Below are 25,483 nucleotides of genomic sequence, written 5' to 3'. Positions count from 1 at the left end.
AAAATCGTAAAAAAACAGTAAAATAAACGCCACTTTTTGCTGAAAAAACACTCTAATAAAAATATTCTGCTTAAAATAAATGGTTGAAGTGAGAAATGTTATCATTACCATATATAATATTAAACAAAAAAAGTCTAGTTAGATTGATAGTGTAATCTAGTCAAAATATTAGTTTCGTGAGGTCAATAATGGCAGAGTATGTTGATACTTTTTCTTTGAATGAAATAACTTGGCAGGGCCTTACCATAACCGATAAAGCAGCTGCTCAAATTCTTAAATTAATGAAAAAAAATCCTGCTAACCAGGGATTATCTCTTAATATCAAGCAATCAGGTTGTGCAGGATTTGGTTATGTCATTGCATTGATAGATAATCCAACTAAAGAATATTTGCTGTTTGAAAATAATGGCGCCAAACTTTTTGTTCCTCTAAGAGCAATGCCATTTATTGATGGTACTGAGGTTGATTATGTTCGTGAGGGACTCAATCAAGTATTCAAATTTAATAATCCTAAGGCTCAACACGCTTGTGGTTGTGGTGAAAGCTTTGGTATTGAAGTGAATTAAATTATGTCACAGCGTAATATAGAAATTGGTGATGATGTTCAACAATGGTTAGCGGAGCATCGTTATAAAGAGGGTTTTTTCACTCAGGTTGCAACGGATGAATTAGCTAAAGGTCTCAATGAAGAGGTCATCAAAGCGATTTCAGCCAAACGTAATGAACCTGATTGGATGTTGCAGTTTCGTTTAGAGGCTTATCAACATTGGTTGGGTATGGAAGAGCCCCACTGGCTTAAAGGCTATTATCCTGATTTAAACTACCAGGAATATAGTTATTATGCAGCGCCATCCTGCAATAGTTGCGATGATACTTGTCAAACTGAAACTGATTCATCGGCAGCGGGTGGGAATGAGCATAGCAATAATTATCTGACCGCCGAAGTTGAAGAAGCATTTAATAAACTTGGTATACCAGTCCGTGAGGGTAAATCGGTTGCGGTAGATGCTATTTTTGACTCTGTTTCTGTTTCAACAACTTATCGTAGCGAATTAGCGAAACTTGGTATTATTTTTTGTTCTTTTGGTGAAGCTATCCAACAGTATCCTGAGTTAGTAAAAAAATATATTGGTACGGTCGTTTCTAATCGAGACAATTTTTTTGCGGCATTAAATTCTGCTGTCGCTTCTGATGGGACATTTGTTTATGTGCCAAAAGGAGTTCGTTGCCCGATGGAATTATCAACCTATTTTCGTATTAATTCGGCTAAGACCGGTCAGTTTGAGCGCACTATCTTGATTGCTGATGAAGGTAGTTACGTTAGTTATATTGAAGGATGCTCTGCTCCGGTGAGAGATAGCTATCAATTACATGCTGCGGTAGTTGAAGTTATTATTCATAAAGATGCTGAAGTAAAATATTCTACCGTACAAAACTGGTTTTCAGGTGGTGAAAGTGAAACCGGTGGCATTTTAAACTTTGTCACCAAACGCGCCTTATGCGAGGGTGAGAATACCAAAATGTCCTGGACGCAGTCTGAAACAGGTTCGGCTATTACTTGGAAATATCCTAGTGTTATTTTGCAAGGGGATAATTCGGTGGGGGAATTCTTTTCAGTGGCATTAACCAATGGTAATCAACAGGCTGATACCGGTACAAAAATGATCCATATTGGTAAGAATACGCATTCCACCATCATCTCTAAAGGGATCTCAGCTGGTCGTAGTCAAAATAGTTACCGCGGTTTAGTAAAGATTTTACCGATGGCAGAAAATGCCAGAAATTATACCCAATGTGATTCTATGTTAATTGGCACTCAATGTGGCGCGCATACTTTTCCTTATATTGAAGTAAAAAATAGTAGTGCACAGTTAGAGCATGAAGCTACAACATCTCGTATTGGTGAAGATCAACTCTTTTATTGTTTGCAACGAGGTATTAGTGAGGATGACGCTATTTCGATGATCGTAAATGGTTTCTGTAAAGATGTCTTTTCTGAATTACCATTAGAGTTTGCCGTTGAAGCACAAAAATTGTTAGCAATTAGTTTGGAACATAGTGTGGGTTGATGGTTCTTATTAAAAGAATACTCAGTTATTCAAAGGCCAATGAAATGTTAAGTGTTAAAAATTTAAATGTCAGTATTGAAGGTAATCAAATTCTTAACGGATTAAATCTAGAAGTAAAAGCGGGTGAAGTACATGCAATCATGGGGCCTAATGGATCAGGCAAGAGTACATTATCAGCGACACTGGCAGGACGTGAAGAATATCAAGTAGAACAGGGTGAAATTCTATTCAAAAATAAAAATTTGCTTGAGTTATCGCCGGAAGAACGTGCAGGAGAAGGTATATTTTTAGCCTTTCAATATCCAGTGGAAATTCCTGGCGTAAGTAATCAACTTTTCTTACAAACCTCGGTTAATGCAGTAAGAGAGTATCGTAAGCAGCCACCACTAGATAGATTTGATTTTCAGGATTTTATTGAAGATAAAATTGAACTACTTGATATGCCGAAAGATTTACTTACTCGATCAGTAAATGTCGGTTTTTCTGGTGGAGAAAAAAAGCGCAATGATATTTTACAGATGGCAGCGTTAGAGCCTGAGTTATGTATTTTAGATGAAACCGACTCGGGTCTTGATATTGATGCCTTAAAAGTTGTGGCTAATGGTGTGAACTCACTTCGTGGCGCTGAAAGAGCTTTTATCATCGTTACTCACTATCAGCGTATTTTGGATTATGTACAGCCTGATTTTGTTCATGTTCTCTATCAAGGCAAAATTATTCAATCAGGTGATTTTACCTTGGCTAAAAAACTGGAGGTACAAGGCTATGGCTGGCTTATTGATCAACAGTGAAAGAGCAGAAAAACAGCAGCAAGTCACAAAGTTAAATCAACAGGCGCTAAAAAGGTTTGCGACACTTTTTTATGCCAGTAAAAGAGCAAGCGAAAAACAAGCTCAGGCCTATTGGCAGCAGGTAGAGAAAATTGGTTTTCCGCCATTTCGTCATGAAGAGTGGCATTATACGCCGTTGGCAAAAGTACTTAACGCTCAATACCAATTAAATAGTGATAAAGTTAACACCATTACTGCTAAGCAATTAAAACAGCTGGCTATCTCCCTTGACGGCTGGAGAATTGTTTTGTTTGATGGATGCCTTATCCCCACCTTAAGTAGCGATAACTTTGGCCCTTATCAAATTCAAATGATGGATGCGCAAGCACAGCTTCCGGCGCCTATCGTGACCGATGAAATATTCCTGTATTTAACTGAAAGTCTGGCCGCTCAACCCCTAATGATTAAATTGGCCGCTAATCAACAGGTACAAAAACCGCTTTATATATTGAATATTACCTCTGGTTCAAATCACCATGATTATGTTAATACTAGTCACTATCGCTATCATTTAGAGATTGGTGCTAATTGCAAATCGCAAGTTATTGAACATTTTGTTTCTGTTGATGATAAGCCGCATCTGACAGGTAGTCGATTGACCGCTAATATAGATGATAATAGTCATTTTAGCCATATCAAACTTTGCGTTGAAAACAACCAAAGTCACCATTTTGCCCATAATGACATCTTGTCAGGTCGAGATAGTCAAATAAACAGTAGTGGTATTTTTATCGGCTCAGCATTACTTCGCCATCATACCAGTGTGAAATTAAATGGAGCGGGTAGCAGATTAACACTCAATAGCTTATTGTTGCCACAAAATAGAGAAATTGTTGATACCAGAACTTATCTTGAACATAGTCAGCCATTTTGTAAAAGTCGCCAGTTGCATAAAACGATCGTGCAGGATGAAAGTAAAGCTGTTTTTAATGGTATGATTAAAGTTGCGCCACAGGCACTTAAAACCGCTGGTCAAATGACAAATAATAACTTGTTATTAGGTAAACAAGCCGAAATTGACACCAAACCGCAGTTAGAAATTTATGCTGATGATGTTAAGTGTAGTCATGGCGCTACAGTAGGCCGGATTGATGATGAACAGCTGTTTTATTTACGTTCACGGGGTATTCATCTCAATGATGCAAATCATATGATTATGGTGGCCTTTGCAGCTGAAGTCATCGAAGCTATTGATAGTGAAGCTGTAAGTAACAAGGTAATGGATATTATTCAGCAGCGCTTGGCAGGGATTTAATATGACATTTTCAGTGGCATCCATTCGCAAAGATTTTCCTATGCTGGCAGAAAAAATCAACAATCAACCGTTGGTTTATTTGGATAGTGCAGCCAGTGCGCAAAAACCGCTCCAAGTGATAGAAAAGCAAAGGTCATTTCTTTGTCATCACTATGCGGCGGTACACCGAGGGATCCATCGCTTGAGTAGTGAAGCCACAGCGATGGTGGAAAATGTTCGTCAGCAAGTCGCTGATTTTATTCATGCAGCTGATTCTGAAGAAATTGTTTTTGTTAAAGGAACAACAGAAGGCATAAATTTAATTGCTAATAGTTATGGACATGGTTTTATCAAACCAGGCGATAATATTATCATTAGCCAAATGGAGCATCACGCTAATATAGTTCCTTGGCATCTGCTTGCAAGCCAGATTGGTTTTGATATTCGTATATTACCTATTGATAATGATGGGAAATTAATTTTTGAACAATTAGATAGGCTAATCGATAGCCGGACTCGGTTACTCTCTTTTACCCACATGTCGAATGTTTTGGGAACCGTTAATCCAGCAAAACAGATTATTGCCTATGCGCGCCAATGTGCAGAGCAAAAAGCAGCACAATTGCATATTTTGCTTGATGGTGCGCAAAGTATTATGCACCAAATGATTGATGTCCAAGATTTAGATTGTGATTTTTATGTTTTTTCCGGTCACAAACTGTATGGACCTACTGGTATAGGTGTTTTATATGGCAAAAAGGCCTTATTAAATGCTTTACCACCTTGGCAAGGTGGGGGAGCCATGATTGATAAAGTGAGTATGACGTTATCTGAGTCAGAGCCAGCAATAATAAATATCACTTACGAAAAGGCGCCATGGCGATTTGAAGCAGGCACACCCAATATTGTTGGTATTATTGGTTTAGGTGAGGCTTTACGTTATGTTAATAATATTGGTTATCAACAAATATCTGCTCATGAAACGGCATTAATGCAGTATGCTAATCAGCGTTTAAGTACGGTAAACTCTTTGCGTCTTTACGGCTCAGATGAGCGCCAGGGAGTTATTGCTTTCAATTTAGGCGAGCATCATGCTTATGATGTCGGTAGTTTTTTAGATAATTATGCAATTGCAATACGGACAGGCCACCATTGTGCGTTGCCATTGATGGATTTTTATCAAGTACCAGCTATGTGTCGAGCTTCGCTAGCGGTTTATACTACTAAAGAAGAGATTGATATTTTGGTTGAAAAACTACAACATATTGAAAAATTACTAACTTAATCTGCTTTAAAGTACATATAAGGGTAGAATGATGTCAGCCTTGCCTGATGAGAATAAATTGTTGCATAATTTTTCACGTTGTCAAAACTGGGAAGAGCGATATCTTTATTTAATTGAATTAGGGGAAAAATTATTACCTCTTAGCGATAGACAAAAACAAGTGAAAAATCAGGTCTCAGGTTGTCAAAGCCAGGTTTGGATTGTTATGGAGCCAGATAGTGACGCAAAGATCCAATTTGCTGGCGACAGCGATGCTGCTATAGTTAAGGGATTGATTGCATTAGTAATAATTATTTTTCAAAATAAAACCGGACAACAAATTTTGACCACAGATAGCAAAGCATTTTTTCAAAAGTTGTCATTGGAGCAGCATTTAACGCCATCAAGAAGCCAGGGATTGCATGCTATGATCAGAACAATCCGTCAGCGAGCTGAAAAAATTATCCAATTAAGCACTTAAACATTTAGTTAACTACTGATATTATTAAAGTGACTCTTATTCACCCGATAAACTTTGTACGTTCCTTAGGAGGAAAAAGTATGAAGAGAATTCTATTTTTTATCGGCTTGTTGTTTTTAAGCGGGCTGACTTTCAATGTCAGTGCTGCTGAATACTCCTTGCCATCCACTACAGCACGCTTAATTGGTGAAAATAGTCATTATGTGGTGCCTAATGATGGGCGTCTACTGGAAGCTATTATAAGTGAATTTCAGATAGGTTTGCTGGGTATGTTGGAAGCTAATCCAGGAACCGATCCATATTTACCTAAAGCGGGTAAAACATTGATTATTCCATCGCAAATGTTATTACCTGCGACTAAGCGTGATGGTATCATCGTTAATTTAGCCGAATTGCGACTGTATTATTTTCCTAAAGGAAGCAATAAAGTCATGGTTTACCCTATTGGTATCGGCCAATTGGGCGCTAATACGCCTAAAATGGTGACGACTGTTAGTCAATTAATTAAAAATCCAAGCTGGACACCAACGCCGAATATCCGTAAACGTTATGCTGCCGATGGCGTTATTTTGCCGGCGGTATTTCCTGCTGGGCCTGATAATCCTATGGGGCTTTATGCCTTGCGATTATCTTATGGTAAGGGACAATATTTGATCCATGGTACTAATGCCAATTTTGGTATTGGATTACGTGTTAGTTCCGGTTGTATTCGTTTAAGACCTGAGGATATACAAGCATTATTCTACTCTATACCGGTAGGAACTCGCGTACAGGTAATTAATGAGCCGATTAAGTACTCTAAAGAGCCAGATGGAAGCTATTATATCGAAGTTCATCAACCATTATCTAAACGTGAATCTGATGATCCGCAAACGATGCCATTAGTATATAGCAATGAGTTTAAGGCATTTTTGCAACAACCTGGTATTGATCAGAGATTAGTTGCTCAAGCCGTAGCACGCCGCTCAGGAATGCCGGTTAGGGTAAATAAGACCTAAATTAATATTAGATGGTGATGTATTATGAGTAGATTTACTCTATTTTATAAAAAATAGTGAATTAATTAATAATCAGATAATGGTATTATTAAAAATTAGTTGTATGTAATAAATAATAAGGCACCCGATGGGTGCCTTATTAGTATATCCAGTGATCCGTTAAATGCAATTGGATTACTTTTTATATCTACGAACTTGATTATCCAAACGTTGATTAGCACGAGCAGCTTCATCTTTAGCAGTCTGAACATCAGTACGTAATGACTGAACGTCATTGGATAGTAGATCGACTTTACTGTTTAACGTTTGTACATCTGAGGACAGTTTGCTAATTTGGCTACTGTTTGAACAGCCTGCTAACAAAGCAGAAGCCAGAACGATAGAGCCCAGTACAACTTTAGTACGCTTCATTATATTACCCTCTAGATTTAGTTAATCTCCAAGTAGCAAGGTAAGTATTGCACATTCCTGGTAAAACAGAGAATAAATTTCTGTCTCTAACTTTGAATTATTAGATTTTTTTCAAATTCAGGCAGAATACTTACTTATTCTTATACTAGTACTTAATTAGAATATTTTTTACTTAAAATCTGACAAGTTGTTTAATAAAATTAAGAAAAGACAATAAATTTATTTGTTTTTTTTTGTTCATTTTGCTTGAGTAGACGGCAATTTTTAATTATTTCATGGCGTTATTTTGTCAATTATTTTTTACTGCAAATATAAAATAAAATTAATGCGATAACAGTTATTTTTTAAATAACATGTCGATTATGATCTTTTGGGCTGGAAATATTAATTTTTGGCTAATAGAATTATAAGATATGGACAGATGAGGTATTTGTTGTAACACTTGGCACTAATGCTCCTGAAACCATAACAACAACTTCACCTTTTTCGGCCATATTATTGGCTAAAGCAACTTGTTTACCAATACGATAGAAATCGTCTGTAGAGGCAATTTCTTTGACTAATTGTGGAATAACGCCTTTAACTAATAATAATTGACGGGCAGTTTCTTCATTAGTTGTTAAAGCAAGGATCGGGGCTGTTGGAAAATATTTACGTACTGATTTTGCTGATTTACCGCCATAGGTTGCCACGATAATCAATTGAGAGTTTAACTTTTCTGCCATTTCAACCGCACCGCGACAAACTGCTTCAGTAATGCGTAATTTTTGGTTTATTTTACTATCATCAATGCGGCTTGGCATAAAACGATCGGTACGATCGCAAATAGTCGCCATAATTTTTACCGCTTCGATAGGATATTTTCCTTTCGCGCTCTCGCCAGATAGCATAACGGCATCTGTACCGTCCAAAATAGCATTAGCAACATCACCGGCTTCCGCACGAGTAGGGCGGGGATTTTTGATCATCGAATCTAACATTTGGGTGGCCGTAATGACAATTTTACGGGCAGCAACGCATTTTTCGATCATCATTTTCTGCGCAAAGATAACTTCTTCAACTGGGATTTCGACGCCAAGATCACCACGTGCCACCATGATCCCATCAGAGGCTTCTAAAATTTCATCGAAGTTATTTAATCCTTCTTGATTCTCAATTTTAGAGATTATTTGGATATTTTTACCACCATGCTGCGCTAGATGGGCGCGGATTTCTTCTACATCAGCGCGTTTACGGATAAAGGAAGCAGCAACAAAATCAACGCCTTGCTGGCAACCAAAAATCAGATCTTGTTTATCTTTTTCTGCCAGTGCCGGCAAGCCGATTGAAACGCCAGGTAAATTAACGCCTTTATTTTCACCTAAATCGCCATTATTAAGTACTCGACAGATGACATCACTAGCGGTAACGGATAAAACTTCCATACCGATTAAGCCATCATCAACCAGAATAGTATTACCTGGTTTAAGATCATCAGGTAAACCGGAGTAGGTCACAGCAACCCGATCTTGATTACCAATCACTGAGGTGTCGGTGGTAAAGGTAAAATTTTGCCCAGCGATTAGCGATACATCGTTTTTAAGCCGCATTGTGCGGATCTCTGGCCCTTTTGTATCTAATAATATCGCAGCCTGTTGGTTTTTTTGGCTACAGACCGCACGTAAATTTTTAATGCGTTGACCATGTTCTTCATGATCACCATGTGAGAAATTTAGCCGCATGACATTCATGCCAGCATTAAGTAATTGTGAGAGTTTTTCTTCAGATTCAGTTTTAGGGCCGATAGTACAAACAATTTTGGTTTTTTTCATGACAATTAATCTACAGGTTTTATAGCAGTATTTTATTAATTAATTGCGGTGTTTATATCAGGTTTTTGTTTTGATATAGGTTATACGCCGTAACGAATAGCTAAAAATCCACTGGTATTTTATAATGATAAAGTAAGTGGCACAAGTATAAATATCATGCCTTATTATTGCAACTGGCCATATATTGCCAGTTGCATCATTTGAATGATATATAACTTATTATGATATTGTAGTTATTACTATTCATGCTATCAACGAGAAACCAATATAAACATAAGCTAATCACCACAATATTTACTAGCAGATAACAGTGCCGTTAGATTTTATCTGAAATGATAAAATTTGACTGATAAACTAAATGTTTATTGTATACTGGAAAGGGAATAATGTTATTTTATATTAAATAAAAAAAATATTTGATATTTAATTTTTTAAAATTGGATTTAGCTAAATATTTATAAGTAAATCAAAGAGGATATTTATGTTTAATCAGATTAATCATACTCAATCGCATAACCGTGTAACGGCTATTCAAATTGGTGAGGTAGGTGATATTACTATTTCTTCATCGCAACCAATTGGGCCCAAATAGGACAGCAGATCCGAACAGTTAGTAATAATCATATCCAATGGCAGTCGGCCGCAATCAATAACGGAACAGGTTTGGGTACGGCGCAATCGACAAGTACAAACCACCAAACGTTATCAATAATGCACTAAGATTCGATCAGAAGATGAGCAGCTAGTGCCTAATATGACCTTGAATATGACTATAGACATTGCTCTTGGAATATCTCTTTATTAGCGGTCGAATATGTCATTCAACACGGATGATAATATTCGGCTTTCACCACTTAGTAATCCCAATTTTGATTTAGCTCAAGAAGTGGAGTGCTTTGAAGAAACATTCTGCGATTTCAGACCCTATATCGAACAATTAGAACGTGCGCGAGCCTTTCAGCCAGCAGGAAGTGAATTTTTATCATTAAATAGCGAAAAAAATAGTACAAATTCTACTCTCAATGTTGATGAGTTTGATAGGTTGCTAGCGCAAAGCGAGCAAGAAAACTTTGAAGAAGCCAATCTTCCTGCAATAAGAGCAGCCGAATATCGGGCAACTTTAAGGGAGAATTCAGCGCTTACTATTAATGATGAAGCTGAAATGCCAAATGAAAGCATTTCTTTAGTTAGAGCGCCAATTGAAGATGATGATCCATCAATTAACTGAGCAATAGACAACTAATTAAGAGAAAAATTCACAGTGATGTAGCGGCTAGATTAATGATAAAATTCGTTTATCTACTAACCCAGTATTATAAATAATGTAATTTACGATGTTATTTAATATTAATTATGTAATTGCTGTTTGTGACAATATTTAATAACAGCCATAGCCAGGAGTCTGTTTGTTGTGGCTGTTTAATTTTTAACATTTTTTCAAATCATATCCAATAAATTATGGCAACACATTTTGTTCGACAAATAGCCAGTTAACCAGCGACCAAAAATTTGTCAAATATTCTGCCCGTGCATTACGATAATTAATGTAGTAAGCATGCTCCCATATATCAACAGTCAGTAATGGTTTATCATCATCGCTGACTGGTGTGGCGGCATTAGAAGTATTGACGATAGAGAGCTTTCCGTTTGCCTGTTTGACTAACCATGTCCAGCCTGAACCAAAACTTTTAATCGCCGCATCGGTAAACTGCTGCTTAAATTTTTCAAAATCAGTAAAATGTTGATTAATGACCTCAGCTATTTGACCTGTTGGTTCGCCATCGGCATTAGGCGCTAAGCAGTGCCAATAAAAGGTATGGTTCCAGACACTTGGGCAGCATTATTAAAAATGCCTCCTTGTGCGGTTCTGATAATTTCTTCTAATGATTTACCCTCAAAGTTAGTCCCTTTAATTAAATTATTTAGATTATTGACATAAGTGCTATGGTGTTTGCCATAATGGTATTCTAACGTTTCTTGAGAAATATGGGGCTCTAAAGCATTTTTAGCATAAGGTAATGGCGGTAATTGGAAAGACATTGCAGACTCCTTTTTATTCGTATCGCGCAACCAGTTGATAAATACAAAATATAAACATATTGAAATTATCATTTTTTATATAGATAACTTAATAATTATGTTAATCAATTTTTATTAAATATGATTGGAACATAATAAAGATAGCAGCAAAGGGTTATCAAGTATTGATAGAAAATGGTATTCTATATCAATGTTATGTTCGCGTAGTGCAAAATAATAGATTTAGTTTTTAAGGAAGTAACAATGACGACAATAGAAAAAATTGAACGACAGGTAAAAGAAAATCCAATTCTTTTATACATGAAAGGCTCACCTAAATTTCCAAGCTGTGGTTTCTCTGCCCAGGCGGTTCAAGCTCTTTCTGCTTGTGGTGAACGTTTTGCTTATGTAGATATTTTGCAAAACCCTGATATTCGTAGTGAGTTACCTAAGTATGTAAACTGGCCAACATTTCCTCAGTTATGGGTTGATGGTGAGCTAATTGGTGGTTGCGATATCATTATTGAAATGTATCAGCAGGGTAAATTACAGGAATTGATCACCGCCACTGCCGATAAATATCGCACTTCAGAACAGCCAGGCGCTGAGTAGCTAAATAACCCTTACAAAATAAATAGTTAATTAGAAGGCAGTAAAATTTATGCGTTACCACTGCCTTTGATAATTAATCGGTTATTAATGGCCAGCCACCTAATTTTTTCCATTTATTGACGATTTCACAAAACAGTAATGCCGTTCTATCTGTGTCGTAAAGAGCGCCATGTGCCTGTTTACCATCAAAAGGGATCCCGGCGGTATAACAAGCTTTAGCTAAAATTGTTTGACCAAAAACCAGCCCGCTGAGGGTTGCGGTATCGAAAGTCGCAAAAGGGTGGAACGGATTACGTTTTAGATTTGCTCGTTGAGCGGCAGCCATAATAAAACTATGATCAAAATTGGCATTGTGGGCAACAATAATTGCCCGATTGCAATCATTATTTTTAATGCCTTTTCTAACCATCTTAAAAATTGTATGTAAAGCGGTATACTCATCGACAGCGTTACGTAAAGGATTAGTTGGGTCGATGCCAGTGAAAGTCAGTGCAGTTGCTTCTATATTTGCTCCTGCAAAAGGTTCAACATGAAAATGGAGTCTTTCATCAATCTCTAACCAACCCCCTTGATCCATTTTTAGCGTCATAGCCGCAACTTCTAATAGCGCATTTTGTTGTGCATTAAACCCACCAGTTTCTACATCGATAACGACAGGATAATAACCTCGAAAACGCTTTGCCAGCGTGTTAACACCATTTTTTTTATTAGACATTTGCTTAAGACTTTATACTTGAGAATAAAGATATTATGCCAAATTTTGGCTAAAATGCATAAATTGGCTTAAGTATAGAAAATGTATGGATAGATGTTCGATCAATGACGAAAAGCGTCAGTTACCTAAAGCATTACTGGCATTTTTATTTTCAATCAATTCAATTTGATAGCCATCAGGATCTTCCACAAATGCAATAATCGTTGAGCCACCTTTTACGGGGCCTGCTTCGCGCGTCACCTTGCCGCCTGCTCGCTTTATACTACTACATGTATCTGCAACGTTATCAACACCTAATGCAATATGACCAAATGCGGTACCCATCTGGTAATGCTCAACACCCCAATTATAGGTTAATTCGATTACGGTACCTTTACTTTCATCATCAAAGCCGACGAAGGCGAGGGAATATTTGTATGTAGGATTTTCACTTGTGCGTAATAGACGCATACCTAATATTTCAGTATAAAAATGAATTGAGCGTTGCAGATCGCCAACCCGTAACATGGTATGAAGTAAGCGCATATAAGCCTCTTTTTAAGTTTAAAAACCATTCATTACTGATATTAATATAACGTGAACCTTACTATTATTTCAATTTATATAGTTGGTTTATTAATTAAAATTTACAATATAATTGATTGCGTTACTTTAGTGTCAACTGTTACGGCTTAAAAATATCGTTCAGTTAACTTTATAGTAGCTATTCAATTATAGCTAATCGCTGATGTTGTTATAAGCTATTTGTTATCATAATATTGTAAACTGAACGGATATTTTTCATTTACAAGTTATGCATTAGTAATGCATAACAATTGTTTTTTATTATTGCTAATAGTCGATGTATTCATTTATTACCGGGCTATAATTTTTTTTAAATTATTTGTTGACTTATTAGCTTATTTTATTTGGTATTATTTATTTAAGATATAATATGGTTTTATTATTTTTTTTCAACTTTCAGGTAATTTATTAAAAATAAATATAGACTTAGTATCTAAGTATAGCTGAATAAATGCTTTTAAGAATATTTATAATAACTTTTTTTATAATGATTTTTATTTTTTTATTGTCTATTTTTTGCAAATTAAAAATAATATTAATATAAAAGCATATAGAATAGAATTTAGATGAAGGCTATTCTTATAAGGATATTTAACTAATAGCCTTTTGTTTTATATGGTACATAAGTGGGTAATGATTAGAACACTAATTAAGTCAACTTAATATACTAATAATGAAATATAATTTTATATATTATTATGTTAAATATAAATATAAATATAAATATAAATATAAATATAAATATAAATATAAATATAAATATTTACCCATTTCTATATTAATATCTTAGTGAATAGAAATGGATATATGTTTCTGGGATATTAATTGGCAATTTAATAATTATAGATGTAGATGGTATTCTATTTTTAAGGAGGAACAATTGGAATCAAAAATAGGAACTGATCTTGCGCGTTTAGTTCGAGTCTGGCGGGCATTGATTGATCATCGTCTGAAACCATTAAAGCTCATCCAAACTCATAGGGTAACCTTATATAACATTAGCCAGTTACCACCTGAGCAATCACAAATTCAATTGGCTAAAGCAATAGGTATTGAACAACCATCGCTAGTTAGAACTCTCGATCAATTAGAAGAAAAGAAATTGATCACGCGTCACACCTGTGTCAATGACAGACGAGCAAAAAGAATTAAATTAACAGAAGAATCGATGCCATTTATTAAACAGGTTGATTATGTAATTGAAAAAACTCGAAAGTAGATATTAGGAGGTATTATACATGATGAATTAAATACACTTTATTTATTGATATTAAAACTCGAGCAAAATATTATTCGGTTACATAATCATTCGTAATAAATGATAGCGCAATAAAAAAAGAACAAATGGCGTTATAATATAATGCATACGCGGCTAATTATCTAAATCTAGTTGCGTATGCTATTTAAGTTGAATTAACGAGATGAAACAGTAATGTTATTTCCACTACCTATAATAGATACACGCTGGCCATTACGGAAGCTGTTTGGATCACCTTTTTGCACCACAGAGATAACTCGGCCATTATCCAACATGATTTCCAGTTGAACGCCTTTTGTTTTGTTAAGTGCCCCTTGAACATTTTGACCGGCAGCGCCACCGGCGATCGCACCGGCTGCCGTTGCAAGGGTTTTTCCTGTGCCCCCGCCAACCGTATTACCCAATAACCCACCCAGAACAGCACCACCCAGTGCTCCTATGATGTTTTCGTCACCACCGGCCTGAATATTAACCGGGGTTACGCGAGTAATGGTACCATAGGTCACAGTTTGTACTTGTTTAGCTTGAGATGCGGTATAAGTGTCCCCAGAAAGACTACCTGTATTTATACAGCCCGATAAAACTGTTACTGTAAAAATACCGACGAGAACTTGCTTTAACATGATTACTCCTTTTGGAAATCTGATTTACAGTGTAATAATAATCATGAATACACAAATATCATAATTTATTGTATATAACCGAACTGGATAATCAGACAAATAGTAAAATTAATTTACTTTCTACAATCTAAATATAGTCTAAACATTAATAATTTTTTCTTAAAGTAATAAATTCAGCTTAATTAATTTATTTTTAATTAAAATATCCTTAAATTTTTATTTTTTATTTTATTTCAATAAGTTAAATGTTTTAAGTGAAAAACTATGCCTATAAGTATATTGAATGACTAAAACGAAGTATAGATAAAATAATCAGAGGTCAAACATGAAAGCAGGTCGCTATATAGGGGGGAGGTCAGGTACCAGTCTTGATGGGGTTGATGTTGTTTTGGCTGAGATTGATGACAAAAATGTGATTCAGCTAGGTGCGATTTCCTTTCCTTTTCCCACTGAATTAAAAAATCAAGTCTTGTCTATATGTCAAGGTCAAGCGGTCACCTTAGCAACAATAGGTGAAATTGATTATCAGCTCGGCTCGTTATATGGTAAGCGATCAATAACCTATTAAAACAGCAATTATTATCGGCCACAGATATTACCGCGATAGGGTGTCATGGGCAAACAGTTTGGCACCAACCTACTGGCCAACGGCCTTTTACTCTGCAATTAGGCGATAATAATAGAATTGTTGCGTTAACTAACATCACCGTAGTAGGCGATTTTCGTCGTAGAGATATGGCGTATGGTGGGCAAGGTGTACCTTTAGTACCTGCTTTTCAGCGCAAGGTACTTAGTCATCCTGATGAAAATCGTATTATTTTAAATATAGGTGGCATCGCTAATCTTACTACTTTATTTGAAAATTCAATAATTAAAGGCTATGATACCGGACCTGGAAATATGCTGTTGGATATCTGGGCCAGTCAACATTTAAATAAACCTTATGATAATAACGGCGATTGGGCGCGCTCAGGACGGTTAATAAGTCGCTGCTGACTGAAATACTAGCGGATCCCTATTTTAAGCGGCCAGCGCCCAAAAGTACGGGTAGAGAATATTTCAATTCTGCTTGATTACAAAAATATCTGACATCGTACTTAAATTTATCAGCCCAGGATGTACAGGCCACTTTGGCAGAATTAACCATCCGTTCAATCGTTGATCAGGTTTTGCTTTATGACAAAGCGGATTGTTTGTTGCTTTGTGGTGGAGGAGCTAAAAAATAGCTATCTTATGGCAAGGTTAAGCGAATTGTTAAACAATATTGTGGTGGCATCAACAGATAAATATGGTTTGAGTGGATATAATGTCGAAGCTTTGGCTTTTGCTTGGCTAGCGGCTCTTGCCTTATCGGGTTTGCCAGGCAATTTACCTTCTGTTACTGGCGCTAACCAGGAAACAGTATTAGGCGCAATTTATCCGGCTAATAGTTAATAACATGATATCTATTGTAACAAGATAGAGGCAAAAAATGGTAGAAAAAATTCAGTTGGATATTGCTAGTTTAAGACGGGAATATGCCCAAGGTGGTTTAAGACGTAAGGATTTAACCGACCAGCCATTAATATTGTTTGAGCGTTGGTTAAAGCAGGCTTATGAAGCAAAATTAGCCGATCCAACAGCCATGTCTGTTGCAACCGTAGACAGCGATGGACAACCATACCAACGCATTGTATTACTTAAACATTATGATAAAAATGGACTGATATTTTATACCAATTTATCTAGTCGTAAGGCACAACATATCGCTCATAACAATAAAGTCAGTTTACTATTTCCCTGGTATCAGTTAGAGCGTCAGGTTTGCTTCTTGGGTGAAGCAGAAAAACTCACTCCACTTGAGGTAATAAAATATTTTCATAGTCGACCAAAAGATAGTCAAATAGCGGCCTGGGCTTCACAACAATCAGCAAAAATTTCTGCTAGAAGTCTATTAGAAAATAAATTTTTTAAATTAAAACAAAAATTTAAAAATGGTGAAATTCCCTTACCTAGTTTTTGGGGCGGATATCGCGTGAGATTTAACAGTGTTGAATTTTGGCAAGGTGGCACTAAACGGCTACATGATCGATTTTTGTATCAATGGCAACATGATCATTGGCAAATTGATCGCTTAGCGCCATAAACGGAAAAAATGATTTTTAACTGGCACTTATTTGACTCGCGTTTTATTCTATTGCGCTTATTTATATTATATTTATCCACAAAATCGATGAAATAAAAAAATTGATGGAGTTATTGATGGTTAGCAAGAACCTAATTGAACAATTGCAAGAGCGGGGTTTAATAGCTCAGCTGACGGATGAAAAGGCATTAATAGAGAAACTATCTCAGGGATCAGTAGCGCTCTATTGTGGATTTGATCCAACCGCTGATAGCTTGCACTTAGGGCATTTGGTTCCTTTGCTATGTTTAAAGCGTTTCCAGCAAATGGGACATCAACCAGTAGCTTTAGTGGGTGGTGCGACAGGTTTAATTGGCGATCCAAGTTTTAAAGCCACTGAACGTAAATTAAATACGAATGAAACAGTGCAGCAATGGGTAGAAAAAATTTGTAAACAGGTTTCGCCATTTCTTAATTTTGATTGTGGTAAAAATAGTGCCAAGGTGGTTAATAATTATGATTGGTTTGGTCAAATGGATGTCTTGACCTTCTTGCGCGATATCGGTAAACATTTTTCTGTTAATCAAATGATCAATAAAGAAGTTGTTAAACAACGACTTGAGCGCGATGATGCAGGCATCTCTTTTACTGAATTCTCCTATAATTTGCTTCAGTCTTATGATTTTGCCAACCTTTGTCACCAACATAATGTTGAATTACAGATAGGCGGCTCTGATCAATGGGGCAATATTACTTCAGGCATTGATCTCATTCGACGTTTACATCAAAAACAGGTTTTTGGTTTGACGGTGCCGTTAATTACTAAATCTGATGGAGCTAAATTTGGCAAGACCGAAGCGGGGGCGGTTTGGTTAGATCCGCAAAAAACCAGCCCATATAAGTTTTATCAATTTTGGGTTAATACTGTTGATGCGGATGTGTACCGTTTTCTTAAGTTTTTTACCTTTATGCCAATTGAAGAAATTGACGCCTTGCAAAGTGAGGATCAAAACAGTGGTAAAGCCCCACGAGCACAGTATGTATTAGCAGAGAAAGTTACTCAGTTAGTACATGGCGATGAGGGCTTACAGGCTGCCAAACGGATAACCGAAAGCTTATTTTCCGATACGATTGCTGCATTAACTGCAGCTGATTTTGCTCAGTTGGCGCAAGATGGCATGCCTATGATCAAATTAAATTCAGGGGCAGATTTACAGCAGGCATTAGTTGAGGCGAAATTGGTCCCGTCACGAGGTCAGGCTAGAACGATGATAAACTCAAATGCGGTCGCAATTAATGGTAAGAAATGTATTGATGCTGAATATGTTTTTACTGCGGAAGATCGTCTATTTGGCCGTTATTCTTTGATCAGGCGTGGTAAAAAACATTACTGCTTAGTTAATTGGCAATAATGGTAGCATAGTAGGGTAAATTTAATCACTATAAGTTTTGTCTAACATAGCGATTAACTTATTGGTATTTATTAGATTAATTATTAATGTGTTAATTGCTTGTTTAGAAAGTAACGACTTTGTTTTGTAAAGCGAGTATTATCAAAAATAAAATGAGTGATATATGAAAAGTGTTCTATCAATTCAGTCGCATGTTGTTTTTGGCCATGCGGGTAATAGTGCCACGGTTTTTCCCATGCAACGGATGGGAATTGATGTCTGGCCCCTGAATACGGTGCAATTTTCTAATCATACACAATATCCACAATGGACAGGTAGTGTTATGCCGCCTGAACATTTAACAGATATTGTTAACGAAATTGCTAAGATCCACCAATTAAAACATTGTGATGCGGTTCTGACGGGTTATATTGGTTCTGCCGAACAAGGTAAAGCGATTGTTGATATTGTTAAACAGATAAAAATAAGTAACCCTGCTGCTTGCTATTTCTGTGATCCGGTAATGGGACATGCTGAAAAAGGCTGTATTGTTGCCCCGGGTGTGGCTGAGTTTTTATGTCATGAAGCTTTACCTATCTGCGACATAATGGCGCCTAACCTATTAGCGCTGGAAACATTAGTTGGAAAATCGATTACTAATGTTGAACAAGCGCTATTAGCGGCGAGAGAATTGTGTCAACAAGGCCCGCAAACGGTTTTAGTAAAACATCTCAGTCGCGCCGGTTATCATGCCGACTGTTTTGAAATGCTATTAGTGACCAAAGCGCATTGCTGGCATATCAGTCGGCCACTTATTGATTTTGGTAAACAGCAGCCGGTTGGGGTTGGCGATCTTACCAGCGGCTTAATGTTGGTCAATTTATTAAGCGGCAAATCGTTATCTAGTGCATTAGAGTATGTAGCGGCAGCGGTTTATGAAGTGGTGTTAAAGACGAAAGCAATGGATAAATATGACTTACAACTGGTTGCTGCGCAAGATAAAATGGTAAATCCAGCTTATCACTTTAAAGCGGTCAAGCTTGATTAACCATTTTATCGCAGGACATTGCTCTTCAAGCTAAATCTAAGACAGGAACTAACACCTGCTGAATATCAAGCTATTAAATCTGCTGGAATCATAGCTATTCTAACTGGGATGAAGGACGATGAAGAAGGGAAGTAGCCCTTAACCAATCCAGCCATAGGCCAAGGGGATCCTTGCTGTCTTTCCATTTTTGTTTTTCCTTTTCGTTATCGATATTTATAAAAATTTTAACAATACACCAGTATAACGGGTTAGATTAATCCCATCTGGAGAAAAAATGTCAGATATTATGCCTAATGTTGTCGTGAGTATGCCAAGCCAATTCTTCTCCTTGAGAAGAAAGTTTGCCGCTGTGAGCAATGGTAAAATCTATATTGGTAAAATCTATATGGATCCAACAATACCAGATTCAGGTATATCTTGAAAATGAAGACGGTTCACATGTCCCTGTTGCACAACCTATTATCGTCAATCAAGCTGGATATCCAGTCTACAATGGTCAAATTGCCAAGTTTGTCACAGTAGCAGGTCATTCGATGGTGGTGTATGACAGCTATGGTGCGCAACAGTTCTATTTTTCAAATATTCTAAAGTATGATCCTGACCAATTTGCCCAGAGATTTAAAAAAGAACGCCTTTTCACGAACAGGCTATCTGGGCTATCGCTGACTGATATTGTCTCTGTCAAGGATTTTGGCGCCAAAGGTGATGGTGTAACGGATGATTTTGCCGCATTGCAAAAAGTGGCATCATTGGGTTGTGCTATTTATTTTCCGAAAGGAAAATACTTGTCAAAGAAAGAATTATACATAACTTCTGAAAATTGTACCTTCTATTCAGAAGGTGATGCAGAAATGATATTTGATGTTGATATTGACCATGAAGAAGGATGTATCAACGTTCAAGAAAATAACTTTAATTTTTTATGCCTTTCAGTAAAAGCAACAAAAAGGGTGGTTGGCATACAGGTGAAATCTAATTCAGGGATAAGTGATTTAAACGTGTTCGGGTCAACTTTTAAAGGCTTGTTTTACGCGATAAGAGCAATACCAATAAGCAAAGAAGGTATATCCGTCAAAAATATTGTAATAAAATCATGTAAATCCTACGCGCCTGATAAAGTTAATGCGGGTCATTTCTTCGTTATAAATGGCGATGGAGTAAGATACTGTGATAATGAGACATTTTTGGGGTTAAACACGTCTGCTTATGGCATCACCTCTTCAAAAAACATCATTATAACAGGAAACAGAGAAAATGGCGTTGCCGATACTATCACGGATGTTGAGGCGGGGATACAGATCGAAGATAGTGAAGAATCGAATGCTATTGTAGCTAATAATATTTGTTCTCATGACATTTGGATGGCTGGAGCACAGGATGTTATTGTTTCCAACAATCGATGCCGAGAACTAAGAGTTTCAGTCGGCAATGATGACGACGAAGGATGCCGCAATATAAAATTTATCGGAAACTCGGTAGGGTCTATACGTTGCCATACCTATGGTAGTAACCCAAAAAATGTATTTTTTGATAATATTGAGTTTTCTCTTAATGACATAGATCCTGAATCATATAAAAGATTGGACAAACCCTTAAGTCAAGCTCTTTATATATCTAACGCTAATGCAGGAAAAATTTTGATAAATGCCAATAAAGTCTTGTCGAAAGGATCAGATGCATGTATCAAGATTGCTAGGCAATCTGAGAAATTAAACCTCACTATATTGAATAATGATTTTGGTGAGCAGGGTCATATTTTTTCAGGTGATAAAGGATATGTGTCAGAAATTGGAAGCATTAATCCTCTTTATAAGAATACTTATTCGGCTGGCAATTATATTAGCTTAGGTTTGAAATTGGATTCTTCCCCTCACTTAAATGAGTGGTTGGATTTTTCTTTTGATGCAAAAATTTTTGATTTGAACGGTGAATTTTCTGGCTCAACGTTTACACCGAAGAAATCCAGGTATTATACCTTGACAGGAATGATAACTGTTGACGCTATAGAAGAAGCTTATGTTGGGTTAAGGCTATCCAAACAGACAACAGGCGAGATAGCTAGGCTTGCCTATACAAAAGTAAGCAAAGGAACAGCATCTATCTCATTAAGGAGCGTTACAATATATATAGGAAGCAACGAGTCAGTATCGTTACAATTGTTTGCAACAAAAAAAATTAAAGTATTGGCGTCGCCGCAATATACAAATATTGATATTGCTATTTGTTGATATCCTCCATGAAATGGAGGACTGGATTGTTCGGCATACTAGATAACTAGTCAATGGATGCTAGTTGGTATCAATAATCCTTTTTTTATCAGTTCTTTCTCTATGTAATTCCATATATATCTTGATCCGTATGCAGAAAAATGACCAGTATCAAAGTACAAGGAATACCCATCGATCGAAGCTTTGCATTTACCATTTGCACACAAAAAAATTGATGGATCAATGAAATATATTCCATGTTTATTAGCCATTTTTTTTAAAAAATTATTCCTATTGATAATTTTAGTGGATATCTCAGGATATTCATTTTGGCAATCGGATAGTTGATTTTTATAACAGTTTAATATTTCTTCATTAGGAAATGGTGGTGTGCCTATTAAAATAATAGGTGATGTACTGTAAATGTTAACAATCTTAGTCAATTGATCATCAAATAACTCATAAAAATTTGATTTATTGTTATTATCACTGCACCGATCATTTTTACACTGATATTCGTTAATTTGGTCATACCCAGACCAATCTTGAGAAATAATTAAGGGTATACCTTTCAGCTTTTCCTTTTCTATAGTGTTATTTTTGCACCGTTCTGCCCAATATTTATCCTGCCATGTGTATCTAGGCTTGCTAAAATAATCTGGTAAATTTAAACAGCTAGAAACCCATTTAATTAGGATAGGAATTTTATTCTCGGATTCGGATATACCAAAAGAGTAATGAGCAGCTTGACTGTCTCCGATTAATACAGCTTGTAATCTGTTGCCTGGCTTGTCATTTAAAATGTTCTCGCTGACATTCATCTCAAGTGAGCCATTGCGTCCAATAATATTGTGTCCCAGATTCATCGATAACATATAGTCAATTTTGTTTAACGTGCTCGATTTTGCTAATCGACTGCTAATACCGTTCATCTGTTGAATAGCAAATAGAAACATTAACGTTATCATTACAAAGGATAAAGCATATCTAGTTTTCCACTTATTAAGTTCAATCAGATAATATGAAATGATTGAAAGAATTAAGGTAATACCAAAAAATAAAAAAAATCCAATATTAAAATCAAATCTATAGCTAATAGCTAAAATTGGCCAGTGATACAAGTAAAGTGAATAAGACCATAAACCCAATTTTTGAAAAATTAAATTATTGGTAACGAGAGAATTGCTGCAAGAAACAATCAATAAAAAAGCGCCAAGTGTTGGTACCAAAGAATAATAACTAGGCCATAGTGTATTTGGAGAATAGATAAAAAATGATAATAAAATTAAAAATAAACCAATAAAACCACACACGTTTTTTTGCCAAAAATTTTTAAATTTTATTGGATACAAAAATGCTACTCCACCAAGCAGTAGTTCCCATGATCTTGTTAAAATTAAAAAATAAGATGCTATTGGCCATTGATAGCTTGCATACACAGCAAAAGAAAAAGAAACCAAAGTAGTAATTAAAATTACTTTTCTTATTACGCAACTGGAAAACAATTTTGACATTGCCAATAAAATAATCGGATATAATATGTAAAATTGCCATTCGATTGAGAGTGACCATGTATGCAGTAGTATTTTGCCAATAGAGGCGGTATCAAAATACCCAGACTCTTTTAAGTAAGTTATATTTGATATAAATAACAAACTACTTTCTGCGTGTTTGGCGAACTCTTTATAGAGACTTGGGGCGAAATAAAAATATCCAAAAATAGTTAGGGCTACAATCATGATCAAAAGAGCAGGAATAATTCTTCTAGCTCTCGATATGTAAAATTTCATCAATAAAAATGTATTATTATTTATACCTTTCATGATGATTGATGTCATCAAAAAACCAGATATAACAAAAAAAACATCAACACCGGCAAAACCTCCTGGTAGCCAACGTGGATTGAAATGGAAAATAATCACAGCCAAAACTGCAATGGCCCTTAATCCGTTTATATCCTTTCGAAACGTCATAGCAGATCTCATCTTAAATTTTATCTTACGAATACAAACAGCCCCATTCAAGGGGCATCATATTAGCAGCGTTGGAGGAAGTTGTTAACTATTAGTTGTTGGTTGCGAGCAAGTGGTTTTTTAAAATTAGAACTCACTATAAGCCGTAAGTAATTGATTTATAGTGAGTGAAATCGCTTGTTTTTACGTGTAAATGCGTATATTAAATGAGCTATATATTTTTAAGTAATTGATATTTATTGTTTATTGTATTTAAAGTCATCTAAAGAGCGTATAGCAGTAGAACAAGCAATGCATGCTAATATTGCAGGAATTTGTGACAAGTTAAATCAATTTATAACGGACAAAAATGTTGAGGGTATTTTTAGAGGAGAGCCGAATAAAGGAATATACAAAGATGATAATAGCAAATTGATTAAGGCATTTAGCAACGAACCACTTCAATCTGAACCCATTCCTTTATCATGGATGGTAAAAACCTTTTTAGGTGAATTTTTCCCCAACGTAGATATGAATGAATTAAAAAATATTTTGTCAATCGATAACAGTAATCCAGAAGCATTGCAACAATTAGACAAGGCCCTGGCGCAAGAGGACTTTGATAGTTTAATCAAGGAAAAAATTAATGCTAGCGGCTCAGAACAAACACAAAATAATCTGCAAGCTTGTTTTGCTTCAATGGCAGAAGCGTTGCGTTTGGTTGACAGTGATCAGGCCATTCAAGGCTTAACAAAATCGAGTATTGTGACATCAATGTTACCTAGGTTCATCGATACACCGCATGAAAATTTTATTAGTTATAACGATCAAATAGGGATAATTACCGATTTGATGGCAAATTATCTTATTCGGTATCATTAATTTGTCTTGCTAATAACAGCAAGCCCGCCGTTAAATTGTATCATTATCAATCAATAGATTTGGCGGGCTGATTATTGTACTAAGGTTTTAACTCTAGTTCGTTCATAGCAGCAATACTGAAGCCACCGTCAACGTGTAAAATTTCACCAGTGACACCCGCTGATAAATTAGAACAAAGGAAAGCAGCACAATTGCCAACATCTTCCGTTGTTACCGTACGGCGAATGGGGGTTACTGATTCACAATGTGATAGCATTTTACGAAAATCTTTTATGCCCGATGCTGCTAATGTGCGGATTGGACCGGCTGAAATGCCATTAACGCGAATAGCTTCAGGCCCCATTGCGTTAGCCATATAACGAACATTTGCTTCAAGGGAAGCTTTTGCTAATCCCATAATATTATAGTTAGGGATCGCACGCTCAGCGCCCAAATAACTTAGGGTAACCAGGGCAGAATGAGGATTTAACATACTTCTACAAGCTTTTGCTAACGCAACAAAGCTATAGGAACTAATATCGTGCGCAATCCGGAAGCCCTCGCGTGTCACTGCATCGACATAATCACCTTCAAGTTGATCGGCTGGTGCATAGGCAATTGAATGGACAAAACCATCAAATTTGGGCCATACTTTCGCCAGCTCGGTAAATAAATTAGTGATACTTTCATCGGAAGCGACACCACATGGCAAAACAATACTAGAGCCAAAGCTGTTTGCCATCTCTTCTACGCGAGATTTCAGTTTATCACCTTGATAACTGAAGGCCAGTTCAGCCCCTTGTTGGTGCATTGCTTGTGCAATACCGTGAGCAATAGATAGTTTACTAGCTAAACCAGTGATTAGAATGCGCTTGCCGCTCATAAAGCCCATAAGCCGTATCCTTGTAAATTTTTAAATAATAACAATAATGTACACAGCATAAATTATCTATTGTAGATGGTATTTATGCATTATTTTTTTGATAAACGGCAGAGAGTTTATCATGACAGAAGAAAATATGTTGTATTAC

20 protein-coding genes and 4 pseudogenes are annotated in these 25,483 nt (G+C 36.2%); 16 read left to right on the top strand and 8 right to left on the bottom strand.

From position 1 onward, the window contains the following. The first annotated feature begins 188 nt into the window (after positions 1–188). From sufA to AC01GB_RS16615, 7 genes are all read left to right on the top strand, one after another. Positions 189–566 (top strand): Fe-S cluster assembly scaffold SufA, encoded by a 378-nt coding sequence (gene sufA / locus AC01GB_RS16645; RefSeq protein WP_474452750.1) that lies wholly within the window; start codon positions 189–191, stop codon positions 564–566. Positions 567–569: 3 nt separating this feature from the next. Next, positions 570–2,069, top strand: a complete 1,500-nt coding sequence (gene sufB / locus AC01GB_RS16640; protein WP_474452749.1) for a Fe-S cluster assembly protein SufB — start codon at positions 570–572, stop codon at positions 2,067–2,069. A gap of 44 nt (positions 2,070–2,113) precedes the next feature. After that, on the top strand, positions 2,114–2,860 hold the full coding sequence (gene sufC / locus AC01GB_RS16635) for a Fe-S cluster assembly ATPase SufC (protein ID WP_474452748.1): 747 nt from the start codon (positions 2,114–2,116) through the stop codon (positions 2,858–2,860). Then, positions 2,835–4,154, top strand: a complete 1,320-nt coding sequence (gene sufD, locus AC01GB_RS16630; RefSeq protein ID WP_474452747.1) for a Fe-S cluster assembly protein SufD — start codon at positions 2,835–2,837, stop codon at positions 4,152–4,154. The genes sufC and sufD overlap by 26 nt, the downstream gene beginning before the upstream one ends. Position 4,155: 1 nt before the next feature. After that, on the top strand, positions 4,156–5,418 hold the full coding sequence (sufS, locus tag AC01GB_RS16625; RefSeq protein WP_474452746.1) for a cysteine desulfurase SufS: 1,263 nt from the start codon (positions 4,156–4,158) through the stop codon (positions 5,416–5,418). Positions 5,419–5,449: 31 nt separating this feature from the next. Then, positions 5,450–5,878, top strand: a complete 429-nt coding sequence (gene sufE, locus AC01GB_RS16620; protein WP_474452743.1) for a cysteine desulfuration protein SufE — start codon at positions 5,450–5,452, stop codon at positions 5,876–5,878. Positions 5,879–5,958: 80 nt separating this feature from the next. Next, positions 5,959–6,876 (top strand): L,D-transpeptidase family protein, encoded by a 918-nt coding sequence (locus tag AC01GB_RS16615; protein ID WP_474452742.1) that lies wholly within the window; start codon positions 5,959–5,961, stop codon positions 6,874–6,876. Between the two features lie 174 nt (positions 6,877–7,050). Here the strand turns inward: AC01GB_RS16615 and AC01GB_RS16610 are convergent, their stop codons facing one another. Continuing rightward, entirely contained in the window at positions 7,051–7,287 is a 237-nt protein-coding gene (locus AC01GB_RS16610) for a major outer membrane lipoprotein (protein ID WP_474452741.1), read from the bottom strand. A gap of 404 nt (positions 7,288–7,691) precedes the next feature. Then, positions 7,692–9,098: a pyruvate kinase PykF gene (gene pykF / locus AC01GB_RS16605; RefSeq protein ID WP_474452740.1), complete on the bottom strand. Its 1,407-nt coding sequence runs from the start codon at positions 9,096–9,098 to the stop codon at positions 7,692–7,694. Between the two features lie 814 nt (positions 9,099–9,912). On the opposite strand from pykF, the gene AC01GB_RS16600 reads away from it, so the two are divergent. Next, positions 9,913–10,326 (top strand): hypothetical protein, encoded by a 414-nt coding sequence (locus tag AC01GB_RS16600; RefSeq protein ID WP_474452739.1) that lies wholly within the window; start codon positions 9,913–9,915, stop codon positions 10,324–10,326. A gap of 228 nt (positions 10,327–10,554) precedes the next feature. Here the strand turns inward: AC01GB_RS16600 and sodB are convergent. Beyond that, positions 10,555–11,138: pseudogene (gene sodB / locus AC01GB_RS16595) on the bottom strand (superoxide dismutase [Fe]). A 243-nt stretch (positions 11,139–11,381) separates the two neighbouring features. Here sodB and AC01GB_RS16590 point away from each other — a divergent pair. Further along, entirely contained in the window at positions 11,382–11,729 is a 348-nt protein-coding gene (locus tag AC01GB_RS16590) for a Grx4 family monothiol glutaredoxin (RefSeq protein WP_474452737.1), read from the top strand. A 73-nt stretch (positions 11,730–11,802) separates the two neighbouring features. Here the strand turns inward: AC01GB_RS16590 and rnt are convergent, their stop codons facing one another. Both rnt and gloA read right to left on the bottom strand, forming a co-directional pair. Further along, the gene (gene rnt, locus AC01GB_RS16585; RefSeq protein WP_474452736.1) at positions 11,803–12,444 is read right to left on the bottom strand and encodes a ribonuclease T; all 642 of its coding nucleotides are present in this window, start codon (positions 12,442–12,444) and stop codon (positions 11,803–11,805) included. A gap of 117 nt (positions 12,445–12,561) precedes the next feature. Beyond that, positions 12,562–12,969, bottom strand: a complete 408-nt coding sequence (gene gloA / locus AC01GB_RS16580) for a lactoylglutathione lyase (RefSeq protein WP_474452735.1) — start codon at positions 12,967–12,969, stop codon at positions 12,562–12,564. Between the two features lie 919 nt (positions 12,970–13,888). Here gloA and slyA point away from each other — a divergent pair. Further along, positions 13,889–14,323 (top strand): annotated as a pseudogene (gene slyA, locus AC01GB_RS16575) (transcriptional regulator SlyA). 98 nt (positions 14,324–14,421) lie between these two features. On the opposite strand, the gene AC01GB_RS16570 reads toward slyA, so the two are convergent. Continuing rightward, complete coding sequence (locus AC01GB_RS16570; protein ID WP_474452734.1) at positions 14,422–14,889, bottom strand: outer membrane lipoprotein; 468 nt, start codon at positions 14,887–14,889, stop codon at positions 14,422–14,424. Positions 14,890–15,214: 325 nt separating this feature from the next. Here AC01GB_RS16570 and AC01GB_RS16565 point away from each other — a divergent pair. The 5 genes and pseudogenes from AC01GB_RS16565 (at position 15,215) to AC01GB_RS16545 (ending at position 21,660) form a co-directional block, all read left to right on the top strand. Further along, positions 15,215–16,323: pseudogene (locus tag AC01GB_RS16565) on the top strand (anhydro-N-acetylmuramic acid kinase). 37 nt (positions 16,324–16,360) lie between these two features. Beyond that, entirely contained in the window at positions 16,361–17,014 is a 654-nt protein-coding gene (gene pdxH, locus AC01GB_RS16560) for a pyridoxamine 5'-phosphate oxidase (protein WP_474452733.1), read from the top strand. A 116-nt stretch (positions 17,015–17,130) separates the two neighbouring features. Next, positions 17,131–18,405: a tyrosine--tRNA ligase gene (gene tyrS, locus AC01GB_RS16555; protein WP_474452732.1), complete on the top strand. Its 1,275-nt coding sequence runs from the start codon at positions 17,131–17,133 to the stop codon at positions 18,403–18,405. A gap of 163 nt (positions 18,406–18,568) precedes the next feature. After that, a complete protein-coding gene (pdxY, locus tag AC01GB_RS16550; protein ID WP_474452731.1) occupies positions 18,569–19,432 on the top strand; it encodes a pyridoxal kinase PdxY in 864 nt (287 codons plus the stop codon). 274 nt (positions 19,433–19,706) lie between these two features. Next, positions 19,707–21,660: pseudogene (locus tag AC01GB_RS16545) on the top strand (phage head-binding domain-containing protein). 50 nt (positions 21,661–21,710) lie between these two features. Here AC01GB_RS16545 and AC01GB_RS16540 read toward each other — a convergent pair. Further along, positions 21,711–23,612 (bottom strand): acyltransferase family protein, encoded by a 1,902-nt coding sequence (locus AC01GB_RS16540; RefSeq protein WP_474452730.1) that lies wholly within the window; start codon positions 23,610–23,612, stop codon positions 21,711–21,713. A 246-nt stretch (positions 23,613–23,858) separates the two neighbouring features. On the opposite strand from AC01GB_RS16540, the gene AC01GB_RS16535 reads away from it, so the two are divergent. Continuing rightward, on the top strand, positions 23,859–24,473 hold the full coding sequence (locus tag AC01GB_RS16535; RefSeq protein WP_474452729.1) for a hypothetical protein: 615 nt from the start codon (positions 23,859–23,861) through the stop codon (positions 24,471–24,473). Between the two features lie 79 nt (positions 24,474–24,552). Here AC01GB_RS16535 and fabI read toward each other — a convergent pair whose 3' ends face one another. After that, the gene (gene fabI, locus AC01GB_RS16530) at positions 24,553–25,344 is read right to left on the bottom strand and encodes an enoyl-ACP reductase FabI (protein WP_474452728.1); all 792 of its coding nucleotides are present in this window, start codon (positions 25,342–25,344) and stop codon (positions 24,553–24,555) included. Positions 25,345–25,483: the final 139 nt, after the last annotated feature.

The sequence above is a fragment of the Candidatus Arsenophonus phytopathogenicus genome, from assembly GCF_056113345.1.
Note: the sequence above shows the minus strand (reverse complement) of the source record. Positions and strands in the feature narration are given on the sequence as shown.

Excerpts from the sequence above, each read along its gene's own strand:
- AC01GB_RS16570 (WP_474452734.1), bottom strand. The coding sequence starts at position 14,889 with ATGTTAAAGCAAGTTCTCGTCGGTATTTTTACAGTAACAGTTTTATCG.
- AC01GB_RS16615 (WP_474452742.1), top strand. The coding sequence starts at position 5,959 with ATGAAGAGAATTCTATTTTTTATCGGCTTGTTGTTTTTAAGCGGGCTG.
- tyrS (WP_474452732.1), top strand. The coding sequence starts at position 17,131 with ATGGTTAGCAAGAACCTAATTGAACAATTGCAAGAGCGGGGTTTAATA.
- pdxH (WP_474452733.1), top strand. The coding sequence starts at position 16,361 with ATGGTAGAAAAAATTCAGTTGGATATTGCTAGTTTAAGACGGGAATAT.
- rnt (WP_474452736.1), bottom strand. The coding sequence starts at position 12,444 with ATGTCTAATAAAAAAAATGGTGTTAACACGCTGGCAAAGCGTTTTCGA.
- sufA (WP_474452750.1), top strand. The coding sequence starts at position 189 with ATGGCAGAGTATGTTGATACTTTTTCTTTGAATGAAATAACTTGGCAG.
- sufS (WP_474452746.1), top strand. The coding sequence starts at position 4,156 with ATGACATTTTCAGTGGCATCCATTCGCAAAGATTTTCCTATGCTGGCA.
- fabI (WP_474452728.1), bottom strand. The coding sequence starts at position 25,344 with ATGGGCTTTATGAGCGGCAAGCGCATTCTAATCACTGGTTTAGCTAGT.
- pdxY (WP_474452731.1), top strand. The coding sequence starts at position 18,569 with ATGAAAAGTGTTCTATCAATTCAGTCGCATGTTGTTTTTGGCCATGCG.
- sufE (WP_474452743.1), top strand. The coding sequence starts at position 5,450 with ATGTCAGCCTTGCCTGATGAGAATAAATTGTTGCATAATTTTTCACGT.
- AC01GB_RS16600 (WP_474452739.1), top strand. The coding sequence starts at position 9,913 with ATGTCATTCAACACGGATGATAATATTCGGCTTTCACCACTTAGTAAT.
- AC01GB_RS16540 (WP_474452730.1), bottom strand. The coding sequence starts at position 23,612 with ATGACGTTTCGAAAGGATATAAACGGATTAAGGGCCATTGCAGTTTTG.
- sufC (WP_474452748.1), top strand. The coding sequence starts at position 2,114 with ATGTTAAGTGTTAAAAATTTAAATGTCAGTATTGAAGGTAATCAAATT.
- sufB (WP_474452749.1), top strand. The coding sequence starts at position 570 with ATGTCACAGCGTAATATAGAAATTGGTGATGATGTTCAACAATGGTTA.
- AC01GB_RS16590 (WP_474452737.1), top strand. The coding sequence starts at position 11,382 with ATGACGACAATAGAAAAAATTGAACGACAGGTAAAAGAAAATCCAATT.
- pykF (WP_474452740.1), bottom strand. The coding sequence starts at position 9,098 with ATGAAAAAAACCAAAATTGTTTGTACTATCGGCCCTAAAACTGAATCT.
- sufD (WP_474452747.1), top strand. The coding sequence starts at position 2,835 with ATGGCTGGCTTATTGATCAACAGTGAAAGAGCAGAAAAACAGCAGCAA.
- gloA (WP_474452735.1), bottom strand. The coding sequence starts at position 12,969 with ATGCGCTTACTTCATACCATGTTACGGGTTGGCGATCTGCAACGCTCA.
- AC01GB_RS16610 (WP_474452741.1), bottom strand. The coding sequence starts at position 7,287 with ATGAAGCGTACTAAAGTTGTACTGGGCTCTATCGTTCTGGCTTCTGCT.